We start from the raw sequence: 12,572 nt of genomic DNA, 5'->3' as shown, positions 1-12,572 counted from the left end.
CCTGGATGATCAGGCGCCAAGTATGTAGTCGTGCAAGTCTTGCCATTGCTGATCATGACAGTACTGGACAAAGGCGGTACGAGCGCCTGGTTGGGATAGGGCGCAGATCACCAGTGCTTCACCTCGTTGTTCAGGCAGTTGCTCATAGCTGATCACCGGTTTGCCACGTTTTGAACGGTGCGGGCCGTGCCGACTGATGTCGACAAATCCATTGACTGTCGTGCCGTATTGCGTCAAGGCATCGTACCAGTGACGGGCATTGCGGCCTGAGCCACACAGCCAAACCGATCGTCCTTCAGCCAGGCCGAGTCCGCTTTGCGGTTGAGTGGCCGCCCAGGCGCGGCAATGAGTGAAGGCTTCCCGTCGGTAGCGTTGATCATTGTGGGTGAGTCGATCAGGGTGCTCTCGCCAATCAAGCAAAATGCCGGGGGGCTTGCCGAGTCTGATGCCCAGCAGCATGGCGCGCAGAATCAGATCGTAGTCTTCGGGTCCATCGAAATCACGATAACCACCAAGCTGCTGCCAGACATCCCGGTGTGCCATGAAGGTGGGGTGTGGCAGCGGACACTCTATATAGCAGGATGCGCGAATTTCCTGATCATGCTGCAAAGAGTTCAGCCACTGGGCATAACGTTGATTGCCAGAGGCGATGGTCTCGCTTCGGGCATTTGAATCAATGAAGCGTATCCCGGCTCCGCACAGTTGAGTGCCGGACTCGCCCTGCAGATAGGCCAGTTGCGTGGCCAGGCGTGTCGGATGGGAAATATCATCATCATCCATGCGGGCAAAGTACTGGCCTTGTGCCAGTTTCAAACCGGTATTCAGAGCCCCGACGATGCCGGGTTGCTGGCGCGCCAGCAGTCGAATACGAGGATCGGCTGGTAGTTTGTCGGCCAGTTGAGCCACGTCATCGTGGCCGATCAGCAGTAATTCGAAAGCGGTATGAGTTTGCTCCAGAATGCTCTGAATGGCGCTCAGAGTTGACTCATGCCATTGCCGAACTGGCAGCAGAACTGAGATGAGCGGGCTCAGGAGTTCCACAGGGTGGATTCAGTCATTACCATCGGAGTGTCCTCATCGGTTGTTCTACCGCTATAGTAAGCGTGATAGCTCTCGGACAAGACCCTCATGAAAACGAATCAGACAGAAATGTTCATCGTCTCCGCGCCTTCTGGTGCCGGCAAGACCAGCCTGGTCAGGCGTGCCATTGGCGAGTTGAAAGATCTGACTGTCGCGGTATCCCACACGACTCGGGCACAGCGCCCTGCGGAAGTGGATGGTGAGGATTATCACTTTGTCAGTCGCGAAACCTTCGAAGAGATGATCGACTCGGATCATTTCCTCGAGTATGCCGAGGTGTTCGGTAACTATTACGGCACTAGCATGGGGGCCGTAAACGATGCCCTGACGGCAGGACAGGATGTCATTCTGGAGATCGACTGGCAGGGGGCGGCCCAGGTGCGGCAGAAATTTTCCGAAGTGATCTCCATTTTCATCCTGCCACCTTCGCGCGCAACGCTGATAGAACGGTTACGTGGTAGAGGTCAGGATTCTGATGATGTGATTGAACGACGAACCGCTGAGGCGGTGCTGGAGATGCAGCAATACCACCACGCCGACTACCTGATCATCAACGATGATTTCGACGAAGCACTGATGGAACTCAAGTCGGTTGTCACCAGTCATCGTGTGCTCAAATCACGACAAGCCCATCTACATGCAGGTCTGATTACCAGTTTGACGCACGAGTGACAGTATTTTACAGTTGCATTACAGGCACAAGACTTGTGGTTTTGGGAAAAACAGGGCATTTTATTACCTGAAACCCCAAGAGTTGCACATTCCATTGATCCATGGTCTGGCGTTTGCGTACATAAAGCTCTAGACTAGAATGTTCAGCGAACTGCAGGAATAGCCATTCATGGCCAGAGTTACCGTAGAAGACAGCTTGGCACGAGTCAGGAACCGTTTTGATCTTGTTCTGATCGCCTCCAAGCGCGCCCGTAATATCTCCATGGGAGCAGAACCCATGGTGCCTGATGACAACGACAAGCCCACTGTTATTGCACTACGGGAAATCGCGGAAGGTCTGGTTGGTGAAGAGATCCTCAATGAATCTTCGCCTGCTCCGACGCCTGTAGAACCGGTCATTTATGATAAAGACCTGCGCGAAGATTTCTAACCGGATTCCAGATTCACTCTGGATATCGACAGGTTGTCTACCCCCGCTGCTTAGACAAGAGCGGCGGGTATTTCCAGTTACAACAGATTGTCATTGTTGTAACTGATGACTATTGGTGACCCCCCAGGCTTTGATCCCTCCCTCTCTGCTGACACAAGCAGTGCATCGAACGATCAGCCAGATGGTCATTTCAATCACCCGATGAACGGGTCAGCCTCCAGCATCAGTGCTGAGCACGAACAACGTCCGGCGAATATCCCGGCGAAACAACCCATTCCACCTGTAAACCTGAGGTCGACGTCCAGTGGCGCCACGCCTGTCGATGTCCCGAGCGTGAATGTGAAACAGTCACAACCCGCAGCAAATGTTCGTTCAACGCCGGCCAAGCGGCCTACCGAGCGGCATCCAGATGACACCTTTGGTGTCCATGAGGTGCCCGAATCGCCAGGCGGCATGTCGCAACCACCGGTCAGCTCCGGCAAGTTGGAGGCACATGCTTACAGTGCGCTGGTCGAGAAAATGCATGATCGCTTCAGCAGCGAACAGATAGCCGATGTAGCACGCGCCTATACTCTGGCTCGCGATGCTCATACCGGCCAGGTGCGCAGTTCTGGCGAGCCGTATATCACGCACCCTATCGCGGTCGCCGGCATTGTCTTTGACATGCAGCTAGATCACTACAGCGTCATGGCGGCCCTGATGCACGATGTACTGGAAGACACGCCGGTGACTCGTGAGGCGATGGCCGAGGCATTCGGTGAGGAAGTCACGCATATAGTTGATGGGGTCAGCAAGCTGAACCATCTGAAATTTCGTTCCAAGAAGGAAGCTCAGGCAGAGAGCTTTCGCAAGATGCTGCTGGCCATGGTCACCGATATCCGGGTCATCATCATCAAGCTTGCCGATCGCATACATAATATGCGCACGATTGGCTCTTTGCGCCCGGACAAGCGGCGCCGCATTGGCAAGGAAACACTGGAAGTCTATGCGCCTATCGCCACACGTCTGGGCATGTATGCCGTCAAGACCGAGCTGGAGGATATGGGGTTTCGTGCCTGTTATCCGATGCGTAGCCGGATTCTTGAAGTCACCGTTGAGCAGGCCCACCGCAATCGGGATCAGTTGATTGGTCGTGTGGCCGGGCGCATTACCTCGACGCTGGGGGAAAAGGGTATCGAGGCAGTTGTCTCAGGCCGGGAAAAACACCTCTATAGCCTCTACAACAAGATGTTGAAGAAGCAGCTGCCATTTCAGCGCGTCTTCGACATGATGGCGCTGCGAGTTGTCGTGGGTAGTGTGGAGGAGTGTTATCAGGTTCTGGGGCTGGTGCATCAGATGTACGCACCCATCTTTACGCGCTTCAAGGACTATATTGCGGTGCCGAAGCAGAACGGTTACCAGTCACTGCATACCGTCTTGAACTACGGCTCCGAAGGTACGCCGGTTGAGGTGCAGATACGCACCCATGAAATGGACGAGCTGGCCGAATCGGGCATTGCTGCACATTGGGCCTACAAAGACGCTAACAGTGTTATTCCCGCTCGTAGTCAGACTCCCGCCTGGTTGTCCAGGCTGGTCGATATTCAGGATCACACCAACAATACCGTCGAGTTCATCGAAAACGTCAAGGTGGATTTGTACCCGGGTGAGATATACGTGTTCACGCCCAAGGGCAGAATCATTCAGTTGCCGCGTGATGCCACGCCGGTCGACTTCGCCTATGCGGTGCATTCGGAAGTTGGTAATAAATGTGTTTCAGCCAAGATTGATCGCCGGGTGGCCTCTCTGAGCACGCCACTGGAAAGTGGTCAGACCGTTGAAATCATTACCGGTCAGGTGGTGGCCCCCAGCCCCATGTGGCTGAATTCGGTCATGACGGCCAAGGCGCGTACGGCCATCCGGCAGCATCTGCGAGCACTGGATCGTACAGAGTCCATCGAGTTCGGCAAGCGATTGTTGAGACGGGCTCTGGATCGGCACGAAATGACACTGGAGCAAGTGCCGGAAAAGATCATGAACGACATGTTGGCAGAGCGTCGCCTGGCAACCGTGGATGATCTGTTTGCTGATGTCGGACTTGGCTTGCATTTGCCCAGTCAGATTGCCGGTCGGCTGGCGCAGCTTGTCTGCGGTGAAGGTGAAGTCGTACCGCAGTTGCCCGCCGTAGAGACAGCACCACCGTTGCTGGTTGATTCCGCCGCCAGCCCGACGCTGTATATGTCGCAGTGCTGTCATCCGATTCCCGGTGATAGCGTGCAAGGCTTCTTTACGCCGGGTAAGGGCGTTGCGGTGCATCGTGCCGGCTGTCGTAATGTACGTCGGTTTCGACGTCGTCCCAAGGAGTCGGTGTCTGTAGACTGGGCACCGGATGTCAAAGGCAACTTTGAGGTTGTGATTCTGGGGCATCTGATCAATCAACCTGGTGCGCTGGCTCGGGTAACAGCCACCATGTCTCTGATGAACGTGAATATCGAGCACCTGGAGTTCAACAGCCGCAGCGATGATGACATCAGCATCCGTTTTGCACTGTCAGTCGAGGGTCGGATCCAGCTGGCGCGTATCGTACGCCGCTTGCGTAATCTGACCGTGGTGAGAAGCGTCAAACGTGTCTAGGTATGGAAGCCTGTAGGCTATATACTCGCAGGCATCAATCACAGAAATAAGCAGATCACCCCATGACTCGTCAAATTGTCAGTACTGATAAAGCTCCCAGCGCAATTGGCGCCTACTCCCAGGCTGTGCGAGCTGGAGACACCGTTTATCTTTCAGGTGCGATCCCTTTGGTGCCTGAAACCATGGAACTGGTCAGTACTGATGTTCGCACTCAGATCGTTCAGGTGTTCGACAATCTTGAAGCGGTCTGCACAGCGGCAGGTGGCTCATTCGAACAGGTCGTCAAACTGAATGTCTACCTGACTGATCTTTCCGATTTCCCATTGGTCAACGAGGTCATGGCCGAGCGTTTCAGCGAGCCATACCCGGCACGTGCAGCCGTTGAAGTTTCTGCTTTGCCTCGTGGTGTGTCAGTTGAAGTTGAAGGTGTGATGTACCTGGGATAGATGCCTGTTTCTGGCGAATTTTCCCGCGAACCTCAGTCCTGATATTGCATACCCGTGGTGATTGGAACTGACACTGCAGCCGAACCTCTGGATGCCATCTCGGTGGTTACCCTCAAGGGGGTGGGCGAGGCAATGGCGCTCAAGCTTGCCTCGCTTGGCATCCACACGCTGCAGGATGTGCTGTTCCACCTGCCCTTTCGGTATCAGGATCGTACCCGCTTATCGAAAATAGGGGAGTTGTCGCCAGGTAGTGAAGCTGTTATCAGTGCAGAAGTAATGGTTAGTGACATTGTCATTCGCCAGCGTCGTTCGCTGATGGTCAGACTGAACGACGGTACCGGTTCGATCATGCTGCGTTTTTTCCATTTCAATCAGAAGCAGGTCAAGCAGTTCGAACGCGGTGCGCGGGTGCAGTGTTTTGGTGAGGTGCGACGTGGGCCCGGGATGCTGGAAATGGTGCATCCCGAATATCGGGTGCTGGCACCTGATGCGCTGGATGAGGCCGCGCTGGACAACACCCTGACACCGTTCTATCACGCCACCGAAGGTGTACAGCAGGCGACTTTACGCAAACTGACAGACCAGGCCCTGAAACAACTGGATCAGCGTTTGTTGCGCGATTTTCTACCCGCCTCAGTTGCGGGTAATCTGGCATTACCTGATTTACGCACAGCCTTGCACGTGGTGCATCGACCGCCACCGGGTAGTGACGTCAATGCACTCATGGAAGGCTTGCATCCGGCGCATAGACGTCTGGCCTTTGAGGAACTGGTCGCTCATCGTCTGGGCTTGCGCTTGCTGCGAGTCACTGCCGAGACTCAGCATGCCCCCAAAATTCGGCCACCCGGTGTTCTGGCCAAATCCCTGCGTGATTCTCTGGCTTTCAATTTAACGGGGGCACAGGATCGCGTTTTGCTTGATGTGCTGAATGACATGGGCAGTGGTGATCCCATGTTGCGCCTGGTTCAGGGTGATGTGGGGTCGGGCAAGACGATAGTGGCAGCACTGGCCGCTGCGCAGGTGGTGGAGTGCGGCTATCAGGTTGCCATGATGGCGCCGACAGAAATTCTGGCCGAGCAGCATATGCTCAATTTCTCCGAGTGGTTTGAATCACTGGGTATCGAAGTTGGCTGGTTGACCGGCAAATTGAGAGTTGCTCAGCGACGTGCCACGATTGAAGCGGTGGCCACAGGGCAGAAGCGAATTGTGATTGGCACCCATGCTTTGTTTCAGAAGGATGTTCAGTTTCAGAATCTGGGGCTGGCCATCATTGATGAGCAGCATCGTTTCGGTGTGCATCAGCGAATGGCACTACGAAACAAGGGTGCTGATGAAAATGTCTTGCCACACCAGCTCATCATGACAGCCACGCCCATACCCAGAACGCTGGCGATGACCGCCTACGCTGATCTGGATGTATCGGTTATCGATGAACTGCCGCCGGGACGTAAACCTGTGACCACGGTTGCTTTGGAGAATGGGCGCCGGGGTGAAATTATCGAACGGGTCGGGGCCGCTATTGATGCGGGCAGTCAGGTGTACTGGGTCTGTACGCTCATCGAAGAATCAGAATCACTGCAGGCTGAAGCCGCCGAGGATACGCTGGTTACCTTGCAGGAGCTTTTGCCCAGGCACCGTATCGGGCTGGTCCATGGCAGGCTCAAGCCTCGAGAAAAAGAGGCCATCATGCAATCATTCAAATCGCGCGAAATCGATTTGCTGGTTGCAACCACTGTTATTGAAGTGGGTGTGGACGTGCCCAATGCCTCCTTGATGATTATCGAAAACGCCGAACGACTGGGTTTGTCACAGCTGCATCAGCTGCGCGGCCGGGTTGGTCGAGGCAGCGCGCAAAGTAGTTGCATACTGCTGTACCAGACACCCCTGTCAAACAACGGTCGTGAGCGACTGGGCATCATGCGTGAGACCAACGACGGTTTCATCATCGCCGAGAAGGACTTGTCATTACGAGGAGCAGGCGAGGTGCTGGGTACCCGGCAGACCGGACTTGCAGAGTTTCGCATTGCCGAGTTAGGGCGTGATGATGATTTGCTGGATGACGTCAGCGAGATTGCAGATCTGTTGCTCGATGCCCATCCCGAGGCGGTGCAGGGACTGGTACGTCGCTGGATTGGTGAGGAGAAGAAGGATTACGGCGGGGTGTGACTGCTATTCAAGAAGCTCCGGCAACACTAGGTGAGCCGGAGCAACTGTCTGCTCTGTATGAATCCGCCGTGCAAGTCATCTGCTGTCGCTGTTAGCTGATATTGTCAACAGGCATCACCTGGCAGACAAAAGCCACGACGATGGCTACGGGCGGGGGTCGACGTTTTTTTCTGCGCCGATGGCTGGTAGGGACGACTTGCCGCCAGTCCCGGCACTCGACGTAGAACGTGGCCGTCGCCCGTTACTGTACCATCCAGTACGCGGACCTGTGACGTCTTGGCTCCGACAAAGGTCACTTCGACCGATGCGACTCGCTTTTCGCGTGCACCGAGACTCTCGCCCGAATACGGGTCAGCATAGCGACGGCCGATGGAGAACACATCGTAACGTTGACCAAGCTGCACCAATTCCCCTCCCTGGTTGATCACCGCACTGTCGCCAAGTCCATCGACGACCCGCAAGGGGTAGATTCCTTCAAGAACACTGGAAACCAATTCTCGCGATACGGATGCAAGCATGGCCTGTTCCGAGCTTTGTACATCGATCTCGCTTGCGCCCAGTTCCAGTGTTTTCGCCCACATGAGCTGACCGGTCGACGGCATGACAACACGTGCTTCGATGACTGCGGCTCCCTGGCTTGATTGACTGACTTCGCCGCTTAGTGGATTTCGATGCTGAACCGTTTCCAGATCGAGTCGACGCAGGCGGCTGACCAGTAGCAGCTCCGCGCCCAATGCACGTCCTAGTGCCATTTTCTCGGCCAACGGAACATCATCACCGCCGATAAAATGCTGTTCCCGGGTGATCCCCGAGCGCATGTCGCGATCCAGTACCGAGAAGCGGCCAGACTGGACGGTGGCTGCAACCAACGACTGTGTCAGACGTTGTGATACGTCCACAGCATTCAGGGTCTGGCCGCCGAATCGATACCGAGTAGCAACGGTTTCGACGGGATAAACTGCAATCTTGCGTCGCGCTGAGTGAACGGCCTGCGTTTGGTACACGGGTATATCAACGTCTAATGTTGCATCAAATCCGCCATAGCCGAGCGGCGTGAGAGACACGATTCGATAGCCATTGATCAGGCCTTCACTGGATGTGCGTGTCACGCTACTGCCGCGTTGCTCTGAGCGTATGCTGGAGCTGCCGTTTGTCGAGAGCCTATGCAAAGTTCGCTGGGTTTCTCGCGTCATGCTGATCTCTCCCCCGTGGACCTGGCGTAGTGCATCTGCCAGCGCATTAGAGATTGCACTGTCCCGATCAGACCCGCTTGCTACGGCCCTTACCGAGCGGACACTGGCCGCAGCATTGACCGTTGAACTCACCAACCACATCACTATCAGGATAAAGGCAACAAGCAGGATACGGCACGCGCCATTGTGTTGATCTTTCGTCAGACCTACCATTCTCCGAATGCCCCCGTACTGCGATTACTCTTTGCTGGGGCAGCAGCAGGTTTGGCCGCAGCGGGTACTGTCGGGCGAGTGCCGTTTCGATAGGCATCGCTGAGGCTTTCCGCACTTGCTGCCATCGCTGGAGACCAGTACTTCACGACTCCAAGATAGGGATGGCCTGTGTCAGGGGCATCTGCCGACCAGGAACCGATTGTCTGTATTCCGCGGATATTCGCTTTCGATATGGAGCGAGTGACATCAGACAGCAACTTGCCGACATCCGTACTGCTCGCTTTGTGTATGAATCCGTCACCCTCCATCACATCAATTTTCTGCTTTAGTGTTCGACGGACTTCAGATCGGTCGGCGGTAACGGCCAGGCTGGCAAACTGCGCAAGCCAGCCGTCAGCCATCAATTCAGCACTCATTCTAGCCATGTCGTATTCGGCACGCATATCATCCTGATCCATACTGCGAACCAGCTGCGGCGCACCCATGCCGAATGAAATCAGACCATAGCGTCCTTCTGCATCCTTGACGGGTTGCACGCCGAAATATCCGAGCATGGGTGTGCGAGCAGCCATATGCCCTGCAAGTTTCTTTCTAATCGAATCAACCGGCATACCCAATGCAGCATTGCTTTCTCCGCTTCTGAGCTGGCGACCCAGATCCTCGAATCCGGGGGCACGGACAACAACTACATTGACGCTACCGTTGGACAGTACGCCGTCGCCCCCGGTCTGCTCTATCACGCCGAAGATGCCAACGCCTGCCATGCGAGCTGAAGCACGTGACAGTGACTCGACCAGCATTTCGTCATGGAGACGTTTTCGTTTTGCGGACAGACTTAACTGAGGCAAGTTTGAAGTATCTCCACCCAGGCTCGAAATGAGCTTATCAAGCTGTGCAACAGAGGCCGTTGCCAGTCGGGTGGAAACCGCAGAGAGCAGGGCATCGAGGTTGTCTTCTTGTTCGATTTCCTGTGGCAGATCGTCTTTCATGAAAGTCTTTGTTGATTCCTTGACGATTTCGACTGAATCTTGCCGGGCGAATATACCGACGGCTGTAAGATAGGCTTCTTCGGTTGCCATAAGGCGTGCTTCGCTGAAACGGATCTGGTCTGCGGATACGGCAATATCCGCCTCGGCAACCACCAGGGTCCCGCCTGCAGGGTTGCAGCTACACTCGCCACGTACCCAGCCGCGTTCAGAGAGGAATACTTCGATCTGCTCATCTGCCGAACCGATTTCATCCATTGAGACGAACGGGGATGGTGTGCGATCCTGGGCGCTGACCATACTCGACATGAACAGCGCGCCGGCTGCGAACGCGATCAGTGATATTGGCCGAGTAGCAGCGACCGTTACCGGGCGGCTCACCAGACGACCGTCTTGTTGGTGCCGCGTTTCACAATTTCCTTTTCATGTTCGAAAATTGCAACTCCGCTACGAAGATCTGTCACGCTGATCTGAAATCGATACTCGACTTGTTGGTGATTCTTGCCTGCGCGTACCGTACGTTGAATGAATTTTCCGGTCAAACTGAGATCAGGAGCTCTGAGTGTTCCTTGTTCGGCGACGCTGCTCTGGTCAAACTCGGTTGAGGTACGCAAGCTACGAACCTGCATGACCATGTCATCTTCTGGTCCGCCATGAGCGATTGCCGTCGTTGTAACGACACGCCCTGAATTAAGCAGAGCTACCCGAATTTTCTTCACGACGCTGTCGGTGTCGATGTGTTGCATCGTCCGATTGGAAATCCTGCCAATCGCCAGGATATAGCGGCCTCCGGCCGGATTTACGAGGTTTGGGCTTGCCAGAAGCTCTTCGATCGCTGCATCTGCAGCCTTGTTGAAATCGCGATAGTCCAGAGACATGGTGATTGGGCCACGGTCATTGTCGGTATCAACATAGGAGGGTTGAGAGGCACAGGCTGACAACAGTGCGCTAATAACAAAGCCCGCCACGAGTGTTCGTGTCTTCATAGATTTGGAATCCTTGGTTGGGGGGAGCAGTCGGCAAACTCTTCTGAGCTTGCCGACCTCGCTATCGTTTTGTCGTTAGAACGTGGTTTCGATCGCCGGCTCCTGGCCGTTCAGATCGATCAACGAGACGCGCAGTGGCGTATCCGCGCTCGGACGTTTTACATAGACGAGTACTCTTGACCAGCTTGGCAAGCTGAGCTCACCATTGACACTGCCTGTTTCCACTTTCATGACGCCATCGGCCGGACGTTCGAATCGGGCAACCTCCCAGTGTGCAGGGATAGAGGACCAGCTACGCGTGTCGGCGCTGGTTGCCTTGGCCGTGGCGATTCCCATTCCACGAGCGGCGAAAGCGCCGAATCCGGATCCCTTCTTCTCAGCTGCGTTAGCTGCCAGAGCTTGCGCTGCGACCTTGACCGCAGACGATCCAAACGCCTTTGTCAGCATGGCGGGTTTACGTCGTTCTATCTCCGCATTTGATACTGAAGTCATACTGGAAAAGGTAGTCAGCGAGACATCGTGAGCATCGTGAGTGGATATTTTGAAAGGTGGTTCGACAGGTTTTGATTCGGTGGCCGTCGGAATTGCAAGTGATATGACATAGGGCGTCATGTTCTGAGCCTGAATCGAGTTCCGCCATTCTGTCGGATCAACGCTGTCTTCACGGACGCCGAACTTCATACTGGAGATATCGAGTGTTGCGTCCACATCCGCCCGTTGTTCTACAAGGCTCGGGCCAGTGCCATTTTCGTATACAACCCAAACTAGCTGGCTCGCCAGAGGAGAGCCAGATTCGGCAGAGGAAAGTTCATTCTTGAACAATGATATCTCTGGATACATGTCGTTCAGCTGGCGCAGCGAATGGGAGGCAGCATCCAGATCACGATCGGCAGATGCAAGGTTGTAGATGCCGTGAAGGTAAGTGGAGGCCGGGAGCATGAACCCTTCATAGCCTGCAAATGAGTCACCTTCGATTGTTTTGTTCTCGAACTGACTGGTCATTCCCTCCGGAATCAGATCCTTGGCGGAAAATTCCTTATCGCCCAGTTTCAATTTTTTAGAGTTGGCACTTGCAATCTCACTCTCGAATGATTGCATTGCACGCTGTGATCGGTAGTTGACACGATTGAATTCTACACGTGCATCGTTGGCCTCGCCCAAGCTGAGAAACGCCAGTGCTTTGTAGGTATTGATAAGGATTTTTTCCGCTTCATACGGTTCGTAATCCTGTGCCGAGGCTGGGCCAACAAAGCTGGCCGCAGATTCCAAGCCCTTCTCCAGTCCGCTTTCTAGATCCAGTTTTTTGAGACCAGCTTCAGCTTGTTCATAGCTGGCGATAGCACCGCGATAATCACCAGAAAGGCGTTGGGCTTCTGCAACATGCAGCAGTCGAAAAACATCGCGTTCTGGTGATGTTTCTTTTGATTCGTCATTCGCTGCAGGGGCAGGAATGGCTGTGATAGCGGTGGCGTAATCACCCCGTGAAAAGGCGCTGTTGTAGCTGGCTATTGGATCGTTACTGTTACCGCCGCCTGTTGTAGAGCAGGCACTTCCCAGTAGTGATGCGAGCACCATTGATGCTAGAACTGTACGGCGTGGAATATTTTTGACAGAGTGAGGAGGTCTGATAGTCATTGGTGCATATATCCGTTGCTTATAAATCGAATGCCACGGAAGTCTTTACTACTCTGGACTCTGTGCCTCACAGATAGTCGGGTCGGCGATGCCGAAATATTCCATGCCCGATCCAGAGTTGTAACCTCCGTGTACCCGATTTGTAACGACAG

At 54.6% G+C, this 12,572-nt stretch carries 10 protein-coding genes; 5 read left to right on the top strand and 5 right to left on the bottom strand.

The annotated features are described in order from the left end of the window. Positions 1-9: 9 nt before the first annotated feature. Complete coding sequence (locus IMCC3135_RS32720) at positions 10-1,041, bottom strand: glycosyltransferase family 2 protein (protein WP_157736498.1); 1,032 nt, start codon at positions 1,039-1,041, stop codon at positions 10-12. An 87-nt stretch (positions 1,042-1,128) separates the two neighbouring features. Between IMCC3135_RS32720 and gmk the strand changes: the two genes are divergently transcribed. The 5 genes from gmk to recG all read left to right on the top strand — a co-directional run bounded on the left by gmk (position 1,129) and on the right by recG (position 7,407). Further along, a complete protein-coding gene (gmk, locus tag IMCC3135_RS32715) occupies positions 1,129-1,752 on the top strand; it encodes a guanylate kinase (RefSeq protein ID WP_236994705.1) in 624 nt (207 codons plus the stop codon). Between the two features lie 169 nt (positions 1,753-1,921). Continuing rightward, entirely contained in the window at positions 1,922-2,182 is a 261-nt protein-coding gene (rpoZ, locus tag IMCC3135_RS32710) for a DNA-directed RNA polymerase subunit omega (RefSeq protein ID WP_088921417.1), read from the top strand. Positions 2,183-2,287: 105 nt separating this feature from the next. Further along, positions 2,288-4,795, top strand: a complete 2,508-nt coding sequence (locus IMCC3135_RS32705) for a RelA/SpoT family protein (RefSeq protein ID WP_236994704.1) — start codon at positions 2,288-2,290, stop codon at positions 4,793-4,795. A 62-nt stretch (positions 4,796-4,857) separates the two neighbouring features. Beyond that, positions 4,858-5,241, top strand: a complete 384-nt coding sequence (locus IMCC3135_RS32700) for a RidA family protein (RefSeq protein ID WP_088921416.1) — start codon at positions 4,858-4,860, stop codon at positions 5,239-5,241. A gap of 54 nt (positions 5,242-5,295) precedes the next feature. Continuing rightward, the gene (gene recG / locus IMCC3135_RS32695) at positions 5,296-7,407 is read left to right on the top strand and encodes an ATP-dependent DNA helicase RecG (RefSeq protein ID WP_257790400.1); all 2,112 of its coding nucleotides are present in this window, start codon (positions 5,296-5,298) and stop codon (positions 7,405-7,407) included. A 104-nt stretch (positions 7,408-7,511) separates the two neighbouring features. On the opposite strand, the gene IMCC3135_RS32690 is transcribed toward recG, so the two are convergent. From IMCC3135_RS32690 to IMCC3135_RS32675, 4 genes are all read right to left on the bottom strand, one after another. Further along, a complete protein-coding gene (locus IMCC3135_RS32690) occupies positions 7,512-8,813 on the bottom strand; it encodes a CsgG/HfaB family protein (RefSeq protein WP_088921415.1) in 1,302 nt (433 codons plus the stop codon). Beyond that, a complete protein-coding gene (locus IMCC3135_RS32685) occupies positions 8,807-10,180 on the bottom strand; it encodes a hypothetical protein (RefSeq protein ID WP_088921414.1) in 1,374 nt (457 codons plus the stop codon). Before IMCC3135_RS32685 ends, IMCC3135_RS32690 begins: the two co-directional genes overlap by 7 nt. Further along, complete coding sequence (lpoB, locus tag IMCC3135_RS32680) at positions 10,177-10,785, bottom strand: penicillin-binding protein activator LpoB (RefSeq protein ID WP_088921413.1); 609 nt, start codon at positions 10,783-10,785, stop codon at positions 10,177-10,179. The genes IMCC3135_RS32685 and lpoB overlap by 4 nt, the downstream gene beginning before the upstream one ends. 75 nt (positions 10,786-10,860) lie before the next feature. Then, positions 10,861-12,420, bottom strand: a complete 1,560-nt coding sequence (locus tag IMCC3135_RS32675; protein WP_157736497.1) for a COG3014 family protein — start codon at positions 12,418-12,420, stop codon at positions 10,861-10,863. Positions 12,421-12,572: the final 152 nt, after the last annotated feature.

The sequence above is a fragment of the Granulosicoccus antarcticus IMCC3135 genome (genome assembly GCF_002215215.1).
Lineage (GTDB): Bacteria > Pseudomonadota > Gammaproteobacteria > Granulosicoccales > Granulosicoccaceae > Granulosicoccus > Granulosicoccus antarcticus.
The sequence above is the reverse complement of the archived record's forward strand: the minus strand, read 5'-3'. Positions and strand labels throughout refer to the sequence as shown.

Excerpts from the sequence above, each read along its gene's own strand:
- rpoZ (WP_088921417.1), top strand. The coding sequence starts at position 1,922 with ATGGCCAGAGTTACCGTAGAAGACAGCTTGGCACGAGTCAGGAACCGT.
- IMCC3135_RS32700 (WP_088921416.1), top strand. The coding sequence starts at position 4,858 with ATGACTCGTCAAATTGTCAGTACTGATAAAGCTCCCAGCGCAATTGGC.
- IMCC3135_RS32675 (WP_157736497.1), bottom strand. The coding sequence starts at position 12,420 with ATGACTATCAGACCTCCTCACTCTGTCAAAAATATTCCACGCCGTACA.
- IMCC3135_RS32690 (WP_088921415.1), bottom strand. The coding sequence starts at position 8,813 with ATGGTAGGTCTGACGAAAGATCAACACAATGGCGCGTGCCGTATCCTG.
- IMCC3135_RS32705 (WP_236994704.1), top strand. The coding sequence starts at position 2,288 with ATGACTATTGGTGACCCCCCAGGCTTTGATCCCTCCCTCTCTGCTGAC.
- lpoB (WP_088921413.1), bottom strand. The coding sequence starts at position 10,785 with ATGAAGACACGAACACTCGTGGCGGGCTTTGTTATTAGCGCACTGTTG.
- gmk (WP_236994705.1), top strand. The coding sequence starts at position 1,129 with ATGAAAACGAATCAGACAGAAATGTTCATCGTCTCCGCGCCTTCTGGT.